20 protein-coding genes and 1 tRNA gene are annotated in these 18,896 nt (G+C 41.7%); 18 read left to right on the top strand and 3 right to left on the bottom strand.

The window, feature by feature from the left end:
* The first annotated feature begins 6 nt into the window (after positions 1 to 6).
* The 10 genes from cydX to nadA all read left to right on the top strand — a co-directional run bounded on the left by cydX (position 7) and on the right by nadA (position 7,153).
* On the top strand, positions 7 to 114 hold the full coding sequence (gene cydX, locus F9817_RS06120) for a cytochrome bd-I oxidase subunit CydX (protein ID WP_161154068.1): 108 nt from the start codon (positions 7 to 9) through the stop codon (positions 112 to 114).
* Entirely contained in the window at positions 107 to 412 is a 306-nt protein-coding gene (gene ybgE, locus F9817_RS06115; protein ID WP_161154067.1) for a cyd operon protein YbgE, read from the top strand. Before cydX ends, ybgE begins: the two co-directional genes overlap by 8 nt.
* 180 nt (positions 413 to 592) lie before the next feature.
* Positions 593 to 1,000, top strand: coding sequence for a tol-pal system-associated acyl-CoA thioesterase (gene ybgC / locus F9817_RS06110; protein ID WP_161154066.1), 408 nt, complete (start codon positions 593 to 595; stop codon positions 998 to 1,000).
* Positions 990 to 1,673: a protein TolQ gene (gene tolQ, locus F9817_RS06105; protein WP_161154065.1), complete on the top strand. Its 684-nt coding sequence runs from the start codon at positions 990 to 992 to the stop codon at positions 1,671 to 1,673. The genes ybgC and tolQ overlap by 11 nt, the downstream gene beginning before the upstream one ends.
* 3 nt (positions 1,674 to 1,676) lie before the next feature.
* Positions 1,677 to 2,123, top strand: a complete 447-nt coding sequence (gene tolR, locus F9817_RS06100; RefSeq protein WP_161154064.1) for a protein TolR — start codon at positions 1,677 to 1,679, stop codon at positions 2,121 to 2,123.
* A 14-nt stretch (positions 2,124 to 2,137) separates the two neighbouring features.
* Positions 2,138 to 3,166 (top strand): cell envelope integrity protein TolA, encoded by a 1,029-nt coding sequence (tolA, locus tag F9817_RS06095; RefSeq protein ID WP_161154063.1) that lies wholly within the window; start codon positions 2,138 to 2,140, stop codon positions 3,164 to 3,166.
* Positions 3,167 to 3,179: 13 nt separating this feature from the next.
* Positions 3,180 to 4,532 carry a Tol-Pal system beta propeller repeat protein TolB gene (gene tolB, locus F9817_RS06090; RefSeq protein ID WP_161154062.1) on the top strand — a complete coding sequence of 451 codons (1,353 nt, stop codon included), beginning with the start codon at positions 3,180 to 3,182 and terminating at the stop codon, positions 4,530 to 4,532.
* A 32-nt stretch (positions 4,533 to 4,564) separates the two neighbouring features.
* The gene (gene pal / locus F9817_RS06085) at positions 4,565 to 5,116 is read left to right on the top strand and encodes a peptidoglycan-associated lipoprotein Pal (protein WP_161154061.1); all 552 of its coding nucleotides are present in this window, start codon (positions 4,565 to 4,567) and stop codon (positions 5,114 to 5,116) included.
* Between the two features lie 15 nt (positions 5,117 to 5,131).
* Complete coding sequence (gene ybgF, locus F9817_RS06080; RefSeq protein ID WP_161154060.1) at positions 5,132 to 5,914, top strand: tol-pal system protein YbgF; 783 nt, start codon at positions 5,132 to 5,134, stop codon at positions 5,912 to 5,914.
* A 189-nt stretch (positions 5,915 to 6,103) separates the two neighbouring features.
* Positions 6,104 to 7,153 (top strand): quinolinate synthase NadA, encoded by a 1,050-nt coding sequence (gene nadA / locus F9817_RS06075; RefSeq protein WP_161154059.1) that lies wholly within the window; start codon positions 6,104 to 6,106, stop codon positions 7,151 to 7,153.
* A gap of 72 nt (positions 7,154 to 7,225) precedes the next feature.
* Here nadA and F9817_RS06070 read toward each other — a convergent pair whose 3' ends face one another.
* Positions 7,226 to 7,690 carry an Lrp/AsnC family transcriptional regulator gene (locus F9817_RS06070; RefSeq protein ID WP_161154058.1) on the bottom strand — a complete coding sequence of 155 codons (465 nt, stop codon included), beginning with the start codon at positions 7,688 to 7,690 and terminating at the stop codon, positions 7,226 to 7,228.
* A gap of 186 nt (positions 7,691 to 7,876) precedes the next feature.
* Between F9817_RS06070 and F9817_RS06065 the strand changes: the two genes are divergently transcribed.
* Complete coding sequence (locus tag F9817_RS06065; RefSeq protein ID WP_161154057.1) at positions 7,877 to 8,893, top strand: 1-aminocyclopropane-1-carboxylate deaminase; 1,017 nt, start codon at positions 7,877 to 7,879, stop codon at positions 8,891 to 8,893.
* Positions 8,894 to 9,056: 163 nt separating this feature from the next.
* Here F9817_RS06065 and F9817_RS06060 read toward each other — a convergent pair whose 3' ends face one another.
* A complete protein-coding gene (locus F9817_RS06060; RefSeq protein ID WP_161154056.1) occupies positions 9,057 to 9,623 on the bottom strand; it encodes a UPF0149 family protein in 567 nt (188 codons plus the stop codon).
* 342 nt (positions 9,624 to 9,965) lie between these two features.
* Here F9817_RS06060 and F9817_RS06055 point away from each other — a divergent pair, with 342 nt between their 5' ends.
* From F9817_RS06055 to F9817_RS06025, 7 genes are all read left to right on the top strand, one after another.
* A complete protein-coding gene (locus F9817_RS06055) occupies positions 9,966 to 10,412 on the top strand; it encodes an L-alanine exporter AlaE (RefSeq protein ID WP_161154055.1) in 447 nt (148 codons plus the stop codon).
* Positions 10,413 to 10,610: 198 nt separating this feature from the next.
* Positions 10,611 to 10,698: transfer RNA gene (locus F9817_RS06050), tRNA-Ser, on the top strand.
* Positions 10,699 to 11,850: 1,152 nt separating this feature from the next.
* Positions 11,851 to 12,807 carry a LysR family transcriptional regulator gene (locus F9817_RS06045; protein ID WP_161154054.1) on the top strand — a complete coding sequence of 319 codons (957 nt, stop codon included), beginning with the start codon at positions 11,851 to 11,853 and terminating at the stop codon, positions 12,805 to 12,807.
* 80 nt (positions 12,808 to 12,887) lie between these two features.
* Entirely contained in the window at positions 12,888 to 13,907 is a 1,020-nt protein-coding gene (locus F9817_RS06040; RefSeq protein WP_202436360.1) for a TRAP transporter substrate-binding protein, read from the top strand.
* A 62-nt stretch (positions 13,908 to 13,969) separates the two neighbouring features.
* Positions 13,970 to 14,473, top strand: a complete 504-nt coding sequence (locus F9817_RS24480) for a TRAP transporter small permease (RefSeq protein WP_161154053.1) — start codon at positions 13,970 to 13,972, stop codon at positions 14,471 to 14,473.
* The gene (locus F9817_RS06030) at positions 14,470 to 15,747 is read left to right on the top strand and encodes a TRAP transporter large permease (RefSeq protein ID WP_161154052.1); all 1,278 of its coding nucleotides are present in this window, start codon (positions 14,470 to 14,472) and stop codon (positions 15,745 to 15,747) included. Before F9817_RS24480 ends, F9817_RS06030 begins: the two co-directional genes overlap by 4 nt.
* Complete coding sequence (locus tag F9817_RS06025) at positions 15,747 to 16,481, top strand: M15 family metallopeptidase (protein WP_161154051.1); 735 nt, start codon at positions 15,747 to 15,749, stop codon at positions 16,479 to 16,481. The genes F9817_RS06030 and F9817_RS06025 overlap by 1 nt, the downstream gene beginning before the upstream one ends.
* Positions 16,482 to 17,025: 544 nt before the next feature.
* Here the strand turns inward: F9817_RS06025 and F9817_RS06020 are convergent.
* Complete coding sequence (locus F9817_RS06020) at positions 17,026 to 18,357, bottom strand: MFS transporter (protein ID WP_161154050.1); 1,332 nt, start codon at positions 18,355 to 18,357, stop codon at positions 17,026 to 17,028.
* Positions 18,358 to 18,896: the final 539 nt, after the last annotated feature.

The raw sequence follows: 18,896 nt of genomic DNA, 5'->3' as shown, positions 1-18,896 counted from the left end.
TTTACTATGTGGTATTTCGTATGGGTTCTAGGCCTACTACTTGCTTGTTCATTCGGTATTATCAACGCGCTTTGGTTAGAGCACCGCGATCAAATGGACAAAGACAGTGAATAATTGGTCTGATACCGTTGCTAAATTGCATCGACCACTCGATAAGGCTCTATTTAGAGCCTTATCACTGGTCCTTGCTTTTTATCACTTGGCTATGGTCATGTGGGATTCAAAAGCATATTCAGAGAGCATCGGTGGTTTTAACCCCGTCATTGCTCCTCTGATGATTTGGTCGTTATGTGCCAGTATGGTTTTCGGTATTGGCTTTAAACCAAAGCATTGGATTTGGCAGGTGGTATTCAGTCCATATTTTTCACTGATTATTCTTTTATATCTAACGTTTGTTAGGTTAGCTGGATAACTGTCATCTTTCTGAAATAGAGTGATGATGAAATAACCAAGATAGCGCTGTCTCTTTGAGGCAGCGCTAATTTTTTATCAGGAGAAAGTGAAAAGTACCTTCTTCCCTTGTACTACAGGGCAGTAGATGCGTTATAGTAATCAGTCAGTTGTAATAATTTAGGGTTGGCATGCCAAAACTATGAAGACTTTTGAATGGCCTGTTACGGTCTATTACGAAGATACCGACACCGGTGGTGTGGTCTATCACTCCAATTATCTGAAATTTTTCGAACGTGCACGTACTGAAATGTTGCGCCAGATAGGCATCAATCAACAATCACTTTTGGAACAACATATAGGATTTGTTGTCCGACATGTGGATATTGATTTTTTGAAGGGCGCTCGTCTTGACGAGCAATTGACAGTAAAGAGTTGTGTTTCGCAACTTAAAAAAGCTTCGCTAACATTCTGTCAAGAGCTGGTCAATCCTAAAGGCGACCTATTGTGTAAAGCAATAGTTAAGGTAGCATGTATTAACAATCAGAACATGAGGCCGATTGCTATGCCTCAATCAATGAGTATGGAGTTTACCTCTAGTGAGTGCTGATATTTCAATTCTAGATCTATTCTTACAAGCCAGTTTCCTCGTTAAATTGGTCATGTTGTTGTTATTAGGCATGTCAATTTTGTCATGGACGATGATATTTCAACGCAGTAAAACACTAACCAAAGCACAAAAAAGTGCAGAAGCATTCGAAGACAAGTTTTGGTCAGGTAAAGACCTGTCGATCCTGTACCAAGACAGTAAAAAACGCAAAGATGAACTTTTCGGCACCGAAGAGATCTTTTACTGCGGATTTACTGAGTTTGCTCGTTTACATAAATCTAATGCTGCTTCGCCAGATTTCATTATGGAAGGTACCAGCCGGGCAATGCGTGTAGCGGTGGGCCGTGAAGTAGAAGAGTTAGAAACAAGTCTGCCATTTTTAGCGACCGTTGGTTCGATTAGTCCATATATCGGTCTGTTCGGTACCGTGTGGGGTATTATGCATGCCTTTATCGCACTTGGCCAAGTCAAACAAGCAACACTGGCGATGGTCGCTCCCGGTATCGCAGAAGCGTTAGTTGCCACTGCTATGGGCTTATTTGCCGCTATACCTGCTGTTATCGCGTTTAACCGTTTAACTAACCGTGTCAGTAAACTAGAACATGGTTACGCAACATTTTCTGAAGAGTTTCATAGCATCTTACATCGTCAAGCAATGGCTGGTAGGGAATAATTTATGGCAGGTTATCAACCGAAAAAACGGAAGATGACAGCTGAAATCAACGTCGTTCCTTATATCGATGTCATGTTGGTTTTGTTGATTATCTTCATGGTGACATCACCTTTCGTGACTCAAGGGGTAGATGTTGACTTACCGAAAACCACCACCGCAAAACCTGCTTCTGAATTAGCTGGCGATAGCTCGAGTTTTATTATTGTTGAAATCAATAAAGAAGGTGGGTTGGGTATTAGCGTCAATAACGAAGAAATGCAACGTGGAGTTTCGTTGCAAGACATCGTGGTTCGCATTAAAGCTGAACGCCAAATTAATCCCAATACCCCCGTCGCCGTCGGTGGAGATAAAGCGACACCTTATGCCAACATTGTGATGGTTTTGGACCAGTTAAGTAAAGCTGGTATTCCTAAGGTGGGATTATTAACTGATATCAAAGACAACGAATAGGCTTGTGACTGTTCATGAAAGCGAAGAAACCGAACAAGAGCAATTTTAAAAAGCCTTTGGTGATATCTGTTGTTCTACATGTCATTTTGATTGCAGCCTTAATTTGGGGTTCTGATTTTAATATGGAAAAGCCGAAACCGTCTGGAAAAATGGTTGAAGCTGTGGTCATAGACCCCAATGTAATCAAACAACAAGCTCAGAAAATACGTAATGAACGTCAAGCTGCAGCTAAAAAAGAACAACAACGTTTGGATAAGCTGCGTCGCGAAAGCGAGCAGCTAGAGAAAAACCGCCAGGCTGAAGAAGAAAGGATACGTAAGCTCAAGGAACAGCAAGTGAAAGAGGCGAAGGCCGCTCGCGAAGCTGAAAAAGCGCGTCAACAGAAGGAGCAAGAACAAAAAGCCGCCGCAGAAAAAGCGCGTCAAGAGCAAGAGCGTGCTGCTAAAGCCGAAGCGCAACGAAAAGCGCAAGAAGCAGCAGCGAAAAAGGCAGAGCAGCAGCGTATAGAACGCCAAAAAGCTGCAAAAGAGGCCGCAGCTCAAGCCCAACGTGAAAAAGAAGCTGCGGAAAAAGCGAAAGCAGAACGACTCGCTCGGGAAAAGGCAGCAAAAGAAGCAGCGGCGAAAGCAGCTGCTGAAAAAGAACGTTTACGTAAGTTGAAAGAGCAAAGCCAACAGCAACAGAAAGCGCTGGATGATATTTTTAAAGGCTTAGAATCAGAATCAACAGAAAACAATTCAGCAAAGGCAAAGCACGTAGCCAGTGAATCAGAACGATGGGGGGCTATCTATACACAGCTGATCCAACAAAACTTAATCTTGGATGATAGTTTTAGAGGAAAGGAGTGTAAGGTGAACCTCAAATTGATACCGACGGGCACTGGCGCGATTGTTGGAAGTTTAAGCGTCGCGGGTGGGGATTCGCGTTTATGTCGAGCTACGAAAGCAGCAGTGGCAAAAATCGGGACATTCCCTTTACCTAAAAATGACGCAGCCGTCGTAGAAAAATTGAAAAATATCAACCTAACCGTTGCACCTGAGTAAAAAGGAAATGCTTGTGTTAAAGCGATTACTTCTAGGATGCTTACTCGTTATTGTAAGTAGTGTACAAATGGCCAATGCGGCTCTGGATCTTGTTATTACCGATGGTATTAACGCCGCTCGTCCAATCGCCATTATCCCTTTTAAATGGGAAGGTAAAACACCTTTACCTCAAGATGTCTCATCAGTCGTGGCATCTGATTTAATGCGAAGTGGTAAGTTTAGTCCGATTGCGACGGATAAAATGCCACAAACGCCATATAAAGATGAGGACATCAATTATCAAGCATGGACAAAGCTCGGTGTCGATTCGTTATTAACGGGAACGATCAAACAAGATTCTAACGGCCATTATGTCATTCATTATAAGTTGATTGATGTTGTGCGCGGCCAGTTAACTCATGGTCAAAGCAAAGCGTTAAGTAAAGATGGTCAATTAATCGTTTCAAAAGACCATATTTTACTTAATAAAATTGCGACAGTACCTGCGCAACGTTTACGTGAATATGCACACCGTATTTCTGACTTAGTCTATGAAAAATTAACGGGTGAAAAAGGCGCGTTTCTAACACGTATTGCTTACGTGGTTGTTAATAATAAAGAAGCTTACCCATATCAGTTACGCGTAGCTGACTATGACGGTTACAACGAACGATTAGTATTACGTTCTAAACAGCCATTGATGTCACCATCTTGGTCTCCTGATGGCAAAACATTAGCTTATGTCAGCTTCCAAAATGGCCGTGCTGAAATATATATGATGAATATTTACACGGGTAAACGTGAAAAAGTGACCTCTTACCCTCGTCATAATGGTGCGCCTGAATTCTCACCAGATGGTAAAAAGTTAGCTTTAGTGTTATCTAAAACAGGCACGCTACAGGTTTACACATTAGACTTACAAAGTCGTAAATTGACACAGGTAACGCATGATCGAGCTAACAATACCGAACCATTTTGGCTGCCTGATGGAAAATCGCTCATATTTACTTCTGATCGGGGTGGTAAACCACAGATTTATCAAGTAAATTTAAGTGATGGTTCGACCAAACGCCTCACATGGCAAGGTAGTCAAAACTTGGGTGGTCAGATTACGCCTGATGGACGTTACCTTGTAATGGTTAATCACAATAACCGAGGCTATCACTTGGCGAAGCAAGATTTGGAAACGGGAGCGGTGCAAATTCTGACGAAGACTTTGCTTGATGAGTCTCCAAGTATTGCGCCTAATGGTGCTATGGTTATTTACAGTTCTATCTACCAAGGTAAAAACGTTTTATCGATGGTTTCGATAGACGGTAGATTTAAAGCGAGACTGCCAGCAACTAATGGGCGCGTAAGAGCTCCAGCTTGGTCACCGTTTTTATAAGCACAAACTTTTCAATAGTAAGGAAAAATAAGATGCAACTGAATAAGGTTCTTAAAGGGCTACTTATCGCGCTACCAGTACTAGCAATGACAGCATGTAGTTCAAGTGACGATGCTGCAAACGCTTCTGGCTCTACTGAAACTAATCAGCAACAGCAAGCGACAACAACAACGGATACAACAGACAACACTGTTGCTACTCCAATGGACGAAGGTAATGCATCAGTTTCTGAACAAGAAGCTAAAGAACAAGCTCTTCGTGAAAACCAAACTGTTTACTTTGCGTTTGATAATGCAACCATCTCTAGTGATTACGAAGATATGTTAGCGGCTCATGCTTCTTACCTAAGCAAAAACCCTAACTTGAAAGTGACTATCGAAGGTTACACTGACGAACGTGGTACTCCAGAGTACAACATCGCGCTTGGCGAACGTCGTGCTAAAGCAGTAGAAAAATATCTTGAAGCGCTAGGCGTAGAAGCTAGCCAAGTTTCTATTGTTAGCTACGGTGAAGAAAAACCTCTAGTATTTGGTCAAACTGAACAAGCATACGCGAAAAACCGTCGTGCAGTTCTCGTTTACTAATAGAGGATGAACCTCATGTTCAGTAACTTAAAGCGCGTTGTTACGCTTACGTTACTGGCGAGTGCAGCGAGCCAAGTGTTCGCTGCACCAGCTCCAGTATCAGATATTGGCAATAATAGCTCCAGCGCAAACACAGCCAGTGCTAGCTCGAGTCAAGCTCCTGAAGGGGATGTACAGCGTCTTGAACGCTTGCTACAGGCACGCAGTCGCATGCAACTGCAAATGCAACAGCAGTTGGATGCAATGTCTCAAGAAATTCGTAACTTACGTGGTCAGATTGAAAAAAATAGTTATGACATGCAACAGATGGTAAAACGTCAGCGTGAACTATTTGTGGAACTAGACCATGTTCGTAGCACTATGAAATCAGCCACGCCTTCAACGGATTTGTCCGCATCTGCCGATGATGACCAAGGCACCTATTCAAGTAATGCTGATGAACAAACAGCGTACCAAAACGCAGTCGATTTGATTCTTAAAAAGCGTGATTATTCAGGGGCGATTGCAGCGTTTGAAAAGTTTGAGAAAGATTTTCCTAAATCAGTCTACACGCCAAATAGCCACTACTGGTTAGGCCAGCTTTTCTTTGCTAAGAAACAAGATGTCGATGCTGCAAAAAATTTCGCTGCTGTGCTCGCGTTTGATAAATCGAATAAACGTGCCGATGCTATGGTAAAACTGGGTGATATTGCTGCGCGCAATAACAATGCTGCTCAGGCGAAAAAATATTATCAACAAGTTGTCGATGAGTATCCAAATAGCTCTTCTGCTGAAGTTGCTAAAACGCATTTGAAATAAAATACACCTTGTTTGGTTTCTGTTTAAAAGAGTAGCGATTAGCTGCTCTTTTTTTGTTTTTGTAAGAGTGAACTTATGGCTTGAACTGACGAACCTATCATTTATCGTATTTATTTTTAAGCAAACTTTGATTCACTTAGCAACTGTCATACACTACCCGAACGTTTGGATATTGCGTGAGCAAGAGCAATGAGCCATATACTGGATAAAATAGAGACTGTATACCCATTTCCACCTAAGCCTGCGGCATTGAGCGATCAAGAAAAACAACAATACATCGCGTCAATCAAGCATAAGCTTCATGAAAAAGACGCGGTACTCATCGCGCATTATTACACTGATCCTGAGATACAAGCTTTAGCAGAGGAAACTGGCGGATTTGTCGGTGACTCCCTTGAAATGGCTAAGTTTGGTAATCGTCACCCCGCGTCAACGTTAGTCATCGCTGGCGTTCGTTTTATGGGAGAATCAGCGAAAATCCTGACTCCCGAAAAGCGCATTCTTATGCCGACGCTAGAAGCCGAGTGCTCGTTAGATCTTGGTTGTCCTGAGGCTGAGTTTACGGCATTTTGTGATGCTCATCCTGATCACACTGTGGTTGTCTATGCGAATACATCAGCGGCAGTCAAAGCCCGCGCTGATTGGGTAGTAACATCAAGTATCGCTCTAGAAATTGTTGAGCATCTTGATAGTGAAGGCGCGAAAATCATATGGGGGCCTGATCGCCATCTAGGTTCTTACATCGCCAAACAAACGGGAGCCGATATGCTGCTGTGGAATGGTGAATGTATTGTGCATGATGAATTTTCAGCTGATGCATTACGTAAGATGAAAGCGCTTTACCCAGCCGCAGCCATCCTAGTTCACCCAGAATCGCCAGCTAGCGTTGTTGAATTGGCTGATGCTGTCGGCTCAACCAGCCAACTAATTAAAGCAGCTAAGTCGTTACCCAACCAGCAAATGATTGTCGCAACAGATAAGGGCATCTTTTACAAGATGCAGCAGTTAGTTCCAGAAAAGGAACTTATTGAAGCGCCAACGGCAGGGGCAGGGGCAACATGCCGCAGTTGTGCTCATTGTCCTTGGATGGCGATGAATGGGTTGCAAGCGATTGAAAGTGCCTTGTGCGAAGATGTTCAGCATCATGAAATCTTCGTCGATGAAGCAGTAAGAGTGAAATCTCTCATTCCATTGAACAGAATGTTAAATTTCGCCGAGCAACTAGCAAATCAAAAATAAGCGTTATTCTTGCATAGCATAAAGAAGTCAGCGGTAGGCTGACTTCTTCCCTCTGAATGGTCTACATGCACGTTAGAATGCGAGCGTGCCATTGTCTACCACCTCTTTCATCACAAAGAACGTGCGTATTTGTCTTACCCCAGGTAAAGAGAGCAACTGGCTGGCATGAAGCTGGTTAAAATCAGCCATATCTTTGACCCGGATACGCAGGAAATAATCAAATTCTCCGGCTACCAATTGGCAATCAATAATCACAGGCATAGTAACAATGGCTTGCTCAAACTCTGCAAAGCTCTCTGGTGTGGAGCGGTCAAGCACAACCCCCACGATGACCAAACTGGATAAATCCACTTTATTGGGTGCAACGATAGCTCTTACTGACTGTATGGCGTCTGATTTGAATAACCGATCTAATCTGCGGTGACAGGTTGCAGGGCTAATATTCACTTTGTCAGCGAGCTCAGCATTCGACATGCGCCCATCTTGCTGGAGTAACCGTAGTAGCTTGTAATCGATTTTATCTAGTGAATCTTCCATGAAATTTTCTTTTATTTATTTATTAATTTTTGATTAATTATTTAATTTAACTTTAAATAGTAAAATTAATATATAGAAATAAGTTTAAATTAGAAAGCACATTTCACTCACAATTAAGTAACCTTTGTGTATCGAAACCGTAATAGTGCCACTCGCAAAACTGAGCTGAGTATAAGGAGATACACAATGAATCTAGATAAATTTGAACGTTACCCTTTAACGTTTGGACCAACGCCGATAGAGAAGCTAAGCAACCTTTCTGAATTCTTGGGCGGGGATGTCGACATCTATGCGAAACGCGAAGACTGTAACTGTGGTCTAGCATTTGGTGGTAACAAAATTCGCAAACTGGAATACATTGTGCCAGATGCAATTTCCAGTGGTGCTGATACGCTCGTATCTATCGGTGGTGTGCAATCAAACCATACCCGTATGGTCGCGGCTGTCGCGGCAAAAATTGGTATGAAATGCCGCTTAGTTCAAGAAAGCTGGGTACCATTCCAAGATGCGGTTTATGATCGTGTAGGTAACATTTTGATGAGCCGTGTTATGGGCGCTAAAGTTGAACTCATTGATGAAGGCTTTGATATCGGCATTCGTGAAAGCTGGGAAAACGCACTAAAAGATGTAGAAGAGAAAGGTGGCAAGCCATATCCAATTCCAGCTGGCGCTTCTGAACACAAATTTGGCGCTGTTGGTTACGTTAACTTCGCAGAAGAAGTAAGACAGCAAGAAGAAGAGCTGGGTTTCAAATTTGATTACATTGTTGTGTGTACGGTAACAGGATCAACCATGGCTGGTATGGTTGTTGGTTTTGCGGCTGATGGTCGCGCACGTAACGTGATTGGTATCGATGCCTCTGCAACGCCAGAACAAAACCATGCGCAAGTATTACGTATCGCGCAAAATACGGCTGACCTTGTCGAACTAAATCAAGAGATCACCAAAGAAGACGTTGTCATCATCGATGATTACGCTTACCCGGCGTATGGTGTGCCATCGGATGAAACAGTAGAAGCAATCAGAATCTCTGCTCGTACTGAAGCAATGATGACAGATCCTGTTTACGAAGGTAAATCGATGCAAGGTTTGATTGATTTAACGAAGAAAGGCTATTTCCCGAAAGGCTCTAAAGTTCTTTATGTTCACTTAGGTGGTGTACCTGCTATTAACGCCTACAGCTACATTTTCCGCAACGGTTAAGTCCTGAGTGATAACAAACCCTGTTAGCTCCCACTAGTGGGAGCTTTTGGCTTGGTAACGTATCTAGCGTATACGTTACCACGTCTCCACCCCATTTTAGGTGGAAGGCATTTCTCAGTATGTATCCCAGAGAATGCCTTTCTTTTCGTTAAGAATATACAGCTTATTCTTGAACTAACGCCGCGCCACGTAACGTTAAACCACACAGCATCAGTGGCATGGCATTGAATATTTCTTCAAACTGTTCAAGTCCTTCAATACCTTGCTCACTTAATGTTGCCACTGACGTTTCTGGGTCATATAACATGCTCAGAGAAAGTAAAACGCCACCCAATAACGCATTATCTTCACTTTCTGGCGGCATAATGGTTTCCCAATCATCGCGAGTCAGCTGCCAACCTTGCAGTACGCCTTCACAAAAATCGCGCGCTTTTTCATTAACGATTTCTTGATCGTCTAACGCATACCCATCAGGCCAAGCCCACTGATTATCTAATAAAGCAGGGCGGAAATGATTCCACATCGCAATAATCTGTTCTAGATAGTTTTCTAATTGCTCACCATCACTAAATGGCGCGACTTCCTCACCGCCCCATAAATAAGGCAACCATTCTTCTGGTGGTAACACATTAGGTGAGCAGGCCATAGCAGTCACAAAGCCAGTAGTTTTTGCTTCATTGAGCAATTTGTTTTCTAACTCAGGTTGAGCAAGCAATTCTTGAAGGGTCAAAATACCATCCCATTTATTCTAGTTACGGTCGTGGTCTAGTTTACCGTTAAAGCTCTCTGTTTGGCGAATATTTCTCAGACGACATGATGGATATGGCGATTAAGTGCCCATTTCATACCCGAAATATCGTGCTTTTATCCTTACTTTTTAAAGTAGTTTGAGCTGCTATTTTTGCAGTAAAAAATGGTGGAATATCGACACTTTATATCTAAATTTGAAATCAAAAACTACAAAAGCTGTGTTCTAATAGCGCCAATAACTAGTAATAAGTTATAAACCTAGTGTTCTATTTTGCAATAAGCACTTAATTGTAGTGATTCATGTTATTTGGTGAGGAAGTTAATGAAAACTCGTGGCCCTTTTTGTATCCGCAATGCTGCCGCTGATACATTCGCAATGGTCGTGTTTTGCTTTATTTCAGGAATGATTGTCGAAATTTTTATTTCGGGTATGACATTTGAACAGTCATTAGCTTCACGAACGCTCTCTATCCCGGTGAACATTGCCATTGCTTGGCCTTATGGTGTGTTCCGCGATTTTGTGCTGCGTCAGAGCAAACGTGTGTCAGATACACGCTGGATGAAAAATATCGCCGACCTTGCTGCTTACGTGTTATTCCAATCGCCCGTGTATGCCGGCATTCTATGGACTGTTGGCGCATCTTGGGATCAAATCGTCGCTGCAGTAACAAGTAATGCGATTATCTCGTGTGGAATGGGGGTGTTATATGGCCACTTCCTAGATTTATGTCGCCGTTGGTTCCGCGTGCCTGGCTACTACCATGCTTAATTGATTCTGGTTCTACTTGTGTGAGGCACAAATAATATTGATAGGATTTTGGGAACCTTGCATTGAAAATGGTCGAATTAGCTATTTTGTAAGCAAACAAACGTCTCGTTGCCAGTTTTTTGGTAATAGTACTTGACCAATGTGAATGGAATCATTAAATTAGCGCCTCGTTGACGCGGTTAACGCAAACAACGATTCGGTGAGTTGTCCGAGTGGCTGAAGGAGCACGCCTGGAAAGTGTGTATACGGCAACGTATCGAGAGTTCGAATCTCTCACTCACCGCCACATTCAAAACCCCATCAGAAATGCTGGGGTTTTCTCGTTTTAAGGGAATAGAAAACACGTAGAATGATTTGATATTAACAAGGCGGGATTCATTTTGTTTGGAATCCGAGCAATTTCTTTGTTAGTTCTGCTTGGTATTGATATCAAATTCGGTAGAGTAACTATCAGTTATCTAATCATTCTAGCTTTGCTATGTCGTTAGAAGGTAAATCATTCATTATGGCGCTCACTACGGTAGTCTAATATCCATAGATATTTATTGCTTCACAAATTGATTTATTTGTAACTTAACTACTAAATAGATTGTGTAGCCGAGACGGTTTTAGTGTTGCCAAAGCTTGTTGTGTGAGCGAGCTGGATTGATATTACTCAATCAGAAATACCATTCTTGGCCAGTGCGTCGTTTATACATATGGCATCTCCTTTGGATTGGAGATGTGATCATAGAGTGTGCAAAAGCCTAATTAGAATGTGGTGTTTGTGGTGCACTTAAGTTTCATCTGTTACCATCTCCCGTCTGTCCACTAGTAGTCACTTATTTCTTAGAATAGATATCTAATCAAAATTATCTGAAACAGAAATCTGAACGCCCCCTACCTTGAGCTTAATAACATCCTTAACAATTACCTTGTTCAATAGATAACGTTTTTCATCGTCCGTCCACTCTCATTGATAAAACAAGCCCTTTTATGATGAAAAAAGCTGTTGCGTTCGCCTGTAATTCGCGGTGTATGTTAACTGTTTTTATATTATTTATCTTGGTTTAAGTCACAATAGCAATCAACCTTAATAAGATATTTTTATAATTAATTAGTGTTGAATTAATAATGATATTGATTTGTTTGAATATATATTAGTTTTTATAAGAGGATAATGACTATATAAATATAATGCTCTTCTAATTTTTATTTTGTCTATAAATGGTAATGATGCCGATTTGATTGTTTTTTTAAATTTTTAACGCACTAATTTGGTGATGTTGTGATACGTTTAATATCCGTTTTTAAGCTAAGGAACAGTAAAATCTGCTTCTGTGGTGAACTATGATTTTTGGGTAATGAAATTTTAATTTAAAATATTTTCAAATTAAAAATAAAATTATTTATTTCAATGGAATATAAACGTTTTTTCGTCAGTCAAGGATAGGTGAATATGTATCATTTTAACATTCGTGCGTTAGAGTATCTTAATTCAATTTCGCGGTATGGCTCATTAAGAAAAGCGTCTAAGATGATGAATGTGGATCCTGCGACCATCAGCCGTATGTTGACCCAGTTAGAAGAACAAGTCGAAGTCCCGGTTTGGGAGCGTCTGCAAAATGGGGCAAAATTAACCGAAGCTGGGGTGGAGCTCCTGAATTTCTTTCGTTCCACTCTTGCCCATGAGGCTGCTGTGTACTCGAGGCTGCATGATATGAAAGCGCTGAAATACGGCAAAGTCAGCATTGCGGTCGGAGAAGGATTTATTGCGGACTTGATCTCCAAGCCGATGCAGCATTTCATGACGCAATACCCCGGTATTGAACTCTCAATCGAAACCGCGGGCGCCGCCGATGCGATTCAACTGCTGGAAGATCAGCAAATCGATTTTGCCGTCACGTATGCTTCGGCTCCTCACCCTAAACTTCGCACCCATATAGAGCGGAGTCATCCCCTTGATATTATTGTACCCAAAGGGCATGAATTGATTCATCGACCGACGATAGAATCGATTCAAGATATTGTTCATTTCCCATTGGCTTTAATCGATGGTTCAACTGGGATGGGGCGTTTAGTTAAAATCGAAGAGCAACTATCGCACGTCAACCTTACTCCTAAGTTAAATACCAATTCTGTATCGGCATTGACCAGTTTTGTCACCGCTGGGCTCGGTATTACTGTGATGCCACGATTGACGGTCATTGATGAGATTGATAATGGCCTGATTGAGGTGCTTTCCTATCATCCCCGTGTCTTTGCTGAGGCTAAAGCTCGAGTGTTATCGCTTAAAGATAGAGAACTGACTTTGCAGGCAAAAACCTTTATGGAGTTTCTTATCACCAATTCCCGCTTTCTTAACAGCGATGCACCAGATGTACCCGTTGATGCACTAAAAAAACGCGTTGACTAAGAGTCAACACCTAACCTGTTTTATCATCAACACCTTATTTTTATAGTAAAAACTAGGTTAAAGAAAAAGGAATATTTAACATGGGAAGTAACACTATGATGACCAAGTTAACTCGTAACTTGTTGACCATTACTCTGTTGGGCGCGAGCTGTTTAGTGAACGCTCAAACCATCAACCTTAGCTATAACGGAGCACCTGATGCGGATAAAAACGCCGTGCATCTGTTTGCTTCAAATCTGAAATCGATTGTTGAAAAAGAATCGAAAGGGGATTTGAAAATCACGCTCTATCCAAACAGTATGCTAGGGGAAGAGCAGGAACGGATGGAGCAGGTGATAAATACACCGAGCTTAAATATTGCGTCTTTTGGTGGTGTGTCTCCACTGGTACCAGAGGTCTTTGCCAGCTCAATTCCATTTATGCTTAAAGACTACCAGCAAGCGCACAACTTTTTTGACCATGGTGAATACTGGAAGAAACTAAAACAGACGTTTTTCAAAAAAACGGGCGCACATATGTTGGGCGTGGTTGAAGAAGGCGGCTTTTTAGCGTTCACAAATAACACCCGTGAAATTAAAACACCGGCGGATTTTAAAGGCTTGAGATTCCGAGCCATGGATAAAAGCCAGGTTGCCTTGTATCAAGCATTTGGTGCTTCAGGAACACCTATCCCATGGACAGAAGTCTACATGGCATTAAAAACAGGTGTGGCTGACGGTCAAATGAACCCACCGATGTATATCATTATGGGCAGTTTGAATGAAGTGCAAAAATATTTGACGCTGGCGAATATTCAATATTCAGATCAATTCTTAATTGGTAATGATGCCTTGCTAAAAGGTCTGTCTAAATCAGAGAAACAGATACTTACGGATGCGATTGCCAAAGCGGGAGCGATGAACCGCAAAGCCGTTGAAGCACAAGTTCAAAATCGTATTGATTACCTTGCCAATCACGGTATGAAGGTTTACCAGCCGACTCAAGATGAATTGGATAAATTCCAAAAAATTGCTCAGCCTTCTTTTGTCTCTTGGTTAAAAGATCAAGGTGTCGATCAAAAATGGATTGATATGGCATTAAAAGATGCTCAAACGCTCTAAGTAAATTCATGAAAAAATAATGGCAGCAAGTGTTTCGCTGTCATGATTTAAAAGGCTATTCTATGTCTAATCACTATTTACACGGCAAGTTTTCTTCGTTTTTTACGTGTATTTCTATTTGCTGTATTTCTGTCGATGTATTAACTCTATTATTTGGAGTTTTTTCGAGATACCTATTGGGCGCTTCGCCTATTTGGATTGATGAACTGTCTAGATATCTGATGATTGGCGCCGTTATGTTGATTTCGGGGGTTGTATTACTCGACGGAGAACATATGCGTCTTAATTTTATTGATAAGATAAAATCAGAAAAATTACAAAAAATAAGTAGATGCTACCAATATATTATTATGACTTTCGTGTTTGGGTTTTTAATGTATTTTAGTTTCACTTATGCAATATCGATTTCTAAATTTACTACCTTAGGGTTGGGGATTAGTAAGAGTATTCCAATGTTTTCTCTTCCTATTGGGTTTTTAGGTCTATTTCTCTGTTCGCTAATTAATTTAATTAAATCGTTTTGTCATCTGTTTTCTATTTGTTCGTATCAGCAGGAGGAAGTATGACTGCTGCAATAATAGGTGCTTTCCTTGTTAATTTATTATTAGGTGTGCCTTTATTTGTCACCTTGTTATTTGCCTCATTGGTGGGATTTTACTTTGTAAATTTTGACTTAGCTTACCGAATCATCCCACAGCAATTTTTAAGTGGCATTGATAGCTTTTCCTTAATGGCTATCCCGCTTTTTGTACTTGGGGGCAACTTACTGAATGAAAGTGGCTTAACACCTAAATTGATGAACTTGTCGCGCACGCTTGTGGGGCATTGGCGAGGCGGGTTAGGTAGTGTCAACATTCTATCGAGTATCTTTTTCGCGGGCGTTAATGGTTCTGCCGCCGCTGATACGACAGCATTGGGCACTCTGTTAGTCCCTGAAATGAAAAAAGAGGGATATTCCGCTGGGTATGCCGCCGCGTTAACGGCAGGCAGTTCATTGATAGGACCGATTATTCCGCCCAGTATCTTTATGATCTTATACGCCTCACTCACCAATACTTCGATAGGCGATCTCTTTCTAGCTGGTATTGTTCCTGGGTTATTGCTTGGTGTGATATTTTTTGTCGTGAATATCAACTATTGCCGTAAAAATAATATTCCTGTCAGTGAACATAAACCGACATTGCCTACGATCTGCAAGGCGTTCTTAGTGGCAGTGCCGGCACTCTTTGCGCCAATACTGATAGTCACTAGCATTATTTTTGGTGTCGTTACTCCCACTGAATCGGGTGCTCTGATTGTACTTTATTCGATTGCAGTAGGGCTCATTTCGCAAACATTGAAGCTTAAAAATATTATTAATGCGCTGATTGCATCCGTTAAATTGACCTCGGCTATTTTCCTTATCATTGCATCGTCGTCGATTATCACGTGGTTACTGGGCTACGCACAAGTGCCGGCGAGTTTCAAAGCGTTATTGATGCCATTTGCCGATAGTCCGACGCTGATCTTAATCATCATTAGTTTGATTACGTTTGTGGTGGGGATGCTGATGGAAGAAGTCTCCGCGTTAATGCTACTTACGCCAATCTTTATGCCTGTCGCTATTCATGCGGGTGTAGACCCAGTTCACCTTGGCATTGTCATCACCATGAATATCACGATTGCGTTGATAACGCCTCCGATGGGTGGGTGTCTTTATATTGCTGCGGCGGTAAGTAATATCGAACTTGGGCGTATGTTTAGAGAAATTATTCCCTTTATTGGTTATGCGCTGCTGGTCTTGCTGTGTGTCATTGCGGTGCCGCAATTGTCTTTATTTTTACCCGGGTTATTTAACTAATGAGCATTGAATATAAGCGTATTACGCCTGCAGAGAATCCTACTTGGGATGTGATGGAGTCCATTATCATTGACGATTGTGGTGAACCTTTGGTTCCTGCCTCCATGTCATCGATCATCAAAACGTACCCGATTTATTACAAAATGGGAGTAGGGCATGCGGTCCCAGAATGTTTTGTTCGACGTACGGTGTTGGATAAATTGGTCGAGGCCGCTAAACAGTTACCAACAGGTATTCATTTAGTGATTCTCGATGGTTGGCGTCCGTATGCGGTGCAACAGGTGTTGTACGATACGGTGTATGAATACTTTCGTACCGCCCCTGAACATCAAGGCAGTGGCATGGACACGCTGGTTGCGTTAACGCGTAATATCGCGTCACCCGCTCGCACTGATCCAACATGTCCTAGCCCACATTTAACGGGAGGGGCCGTCGATGTTACCTTGTGTGATGACGCCGGGCAGCTTCTCGATATGGGAACGGTATTTGATGAGAATAGTCCGCTGGCTTGGACTGCTGCACTTGAAGATCGCCACAGTAATCAGATATCTCAAGAGGCATTAAACAATCGCAGAATGCTCTATTACGTGATGACTCAAGCTGGGTTTACTAATCTTCCCAGTGAGTGGTGGCATTTTGATTACGGTGATCAGCTTTGGGCATACTTTAAACACCAATCGACCGCTATTTATGGCGGCACAAAACCCCTTGCGTTAGAACGGTTATGGCGTTAATAGAATAAGGCCAGTTGTTGATGATTAGCGAGCAAAAAAAGGCGGACTGATGTCCGCCTTGTTCGGTTGATGGGCAGCAGGTTAAATCTGCTTCATTTCAATATTCATAATTTGAATACGATAAGCGATGTGACATAGTGTCATATTAAGTAGGTGCCCAGCTTTTGTTTTAAACCATCTCGTGCGTTTCAGAGTATCAATGACCATTTCAATGTGGGCTCTTTGCTCCTTAAATAATGTATCGGCATTTAAAGGGGAAGTTCACTTTGAGTGAGCAGTTTGTTTGAGAAAAGAAAAAACAGCAAAAAAGGAACGAGAATTATAAGAAACTAAACGATAAGTGCTCCATGATCCCACGGAACGTTGTAGTGTGAGAAATTTCATGAAGAATTTAGTCAATATTAGGCTCAGCTTTCGCTAGCTCTTTCATATTATTTGTCAGCTAGATTGCCCATCTATCAGCGAACCTAAAAATCCATTAGATTTATTAACAAAGAAAAAGGCAGCCGAGGCTGCCTTATCAATTCACTTTATTGGTTACTGGTTATGCATTACCCGTTGCCAAATCCAATCGTGGTTTGAAGCGAATCACGGCAGCGCTGGCAATAATACCTACGCTACATACAGCTGCTACATAATACACAGGTGACATGACGTTCTCAGCGATCATGGCACTGACCAGCATTGGTGTTGTACCACCAAAGATGGCATACGCGACATTGTATGAGAATGATAAACCAGAGAAACGAATCGCTGCTGGGAAGCTTTTTACTGCAATAGCAGGGACTACGCCAACAATACCCACGAAGAAGCCAACGATGGCATACATTGGGAATAGGTAGGTGGTGTCATGCAACATTGTGCCGTAGAACGCCCAGAAACTTGCCCCTAAACCGATACTGAAAATAGCCATAATTGGGCCATTACCAAAACGGTCTGCCAGTGAACCGGAAACTAAACAACCAATCAAAATAAACACAATAGCAACACTGTTTGCTTCTAATGAGGTTGTTGGGTCTAGATGAACAATTTTTTGTAGTAGTGATGGTGTCATCAAGATAGTGACCACGATAGCAGCGGTTAATACCCAAGTAACAGCCATAGACACTAGAACAGATGGCAAGTGTTCTTTAAGAACTGTTTTAATCGGTAATTCTTCTGCCAGTTGTTTGTGTTCCTGCATCGCTTTGAAAATGGGAGTTTCATGTAACCAGCGGCGTAGGTACATGGTAACGAAACCAAATACACCACCTAACAAGAATGGAATGCGCCAGCCGTAGCTGTGAATGTCTTCTGCACTGTATGCTGAGTGAATACCTGTTGCGACAAGTGAGCCAATCAAAATACCTGCTACGAGGCCTGCTGATAACGTACCACACGCTAAACCGATGTGACGTTTTGAAACGTGCTCTGTTACAAATACCCAAGCACCCGGTGCTTCACCACCAATCGCTGCACCTTGAAGAACACGACATAGTAATAGTAGTAACGGCGCTGCCAGGCCAATGCTTTCGTATGTTGGCATTAGGCCAATTGCCATTGTTGGAACGGCCATTAAAAAGATACTAAGCATAAACATGCGTTTGCGGCCCAGTAGGTCACCGAAGTGAGCCATAATGATGCCACCTAAAGGACGAGCTAAGTATCCAGCTGCGAAAATGCCATAAGTCTGAACTTGACGCATCCATTCAGGCATGTCGGCAGGGAAGAACAGGCTACCTACAACGTTCGCGAAGTAGACAAAAATAACAAAGTCGTAAAACTCAAGAGCACCGCCCAGCGCAGATAGGCTCAGTGTTTTAACGTCTTCTAACGTTATCTTTCTTTTGGGGGGAGTATCCTGTTGTGTTTCTGAATAATTCTGTTCTGTGTTCATTGTAATCCTGTGATTAACCTTTGTTCTTTTTAGAGGAATACTGCTATTGATACGCTGGCACTTTTTACATTTAACGGCAGATGCAAAAAGAGAATGGGGTAGTATTTTGTAGCAGGGAAATTAGGATAGTACGCACAGAATATGGGATTGAAAAGAGGCGGTGTTAATAAAATGGAATATTATGTTGTAAATTTACTGGTTGAAATGTTTGTATAAAAACATTTTCTATAACACTTTCCTTATTAAGTAGAAAACTACGTCGGCAAACTTCTTTTTATCGATATATAATTTTGCTAAATACCATTTTTACGATATTGATAAAAATCACATATTTTTTGAAAAAAATTTTTATCAATCTTGGAATATTGAGAGATTANAGAGATTAAGACAAATTGCACCAATTGCTATCCTTGCTCCCGATTTATGCAAGTATGTATTGCGAATGCGTCAACCATGCGGGTGATTTAAATAAAAATATTATTTATCAATATCTTAATTGTAAATTTTGGATTGATGGAAGTGAAGGCTCTATTACAGCG

Source organism: Vibrio eleionomae, from assembly GCF_009874545.1.
GTDB classification, from domain to species: domain Bacteria; phylum Pseudomonadota; class Gammaproteobacteria; order Enterobacterales; family Vibrionaceae; genus Vibrio; species Vibrio nitrifigilis.
The sequence above is the reverse complement of the archived record's forward strand: the minus strand, read 5'-3'. Positions and strand labels throughout refer to the sequence as shown.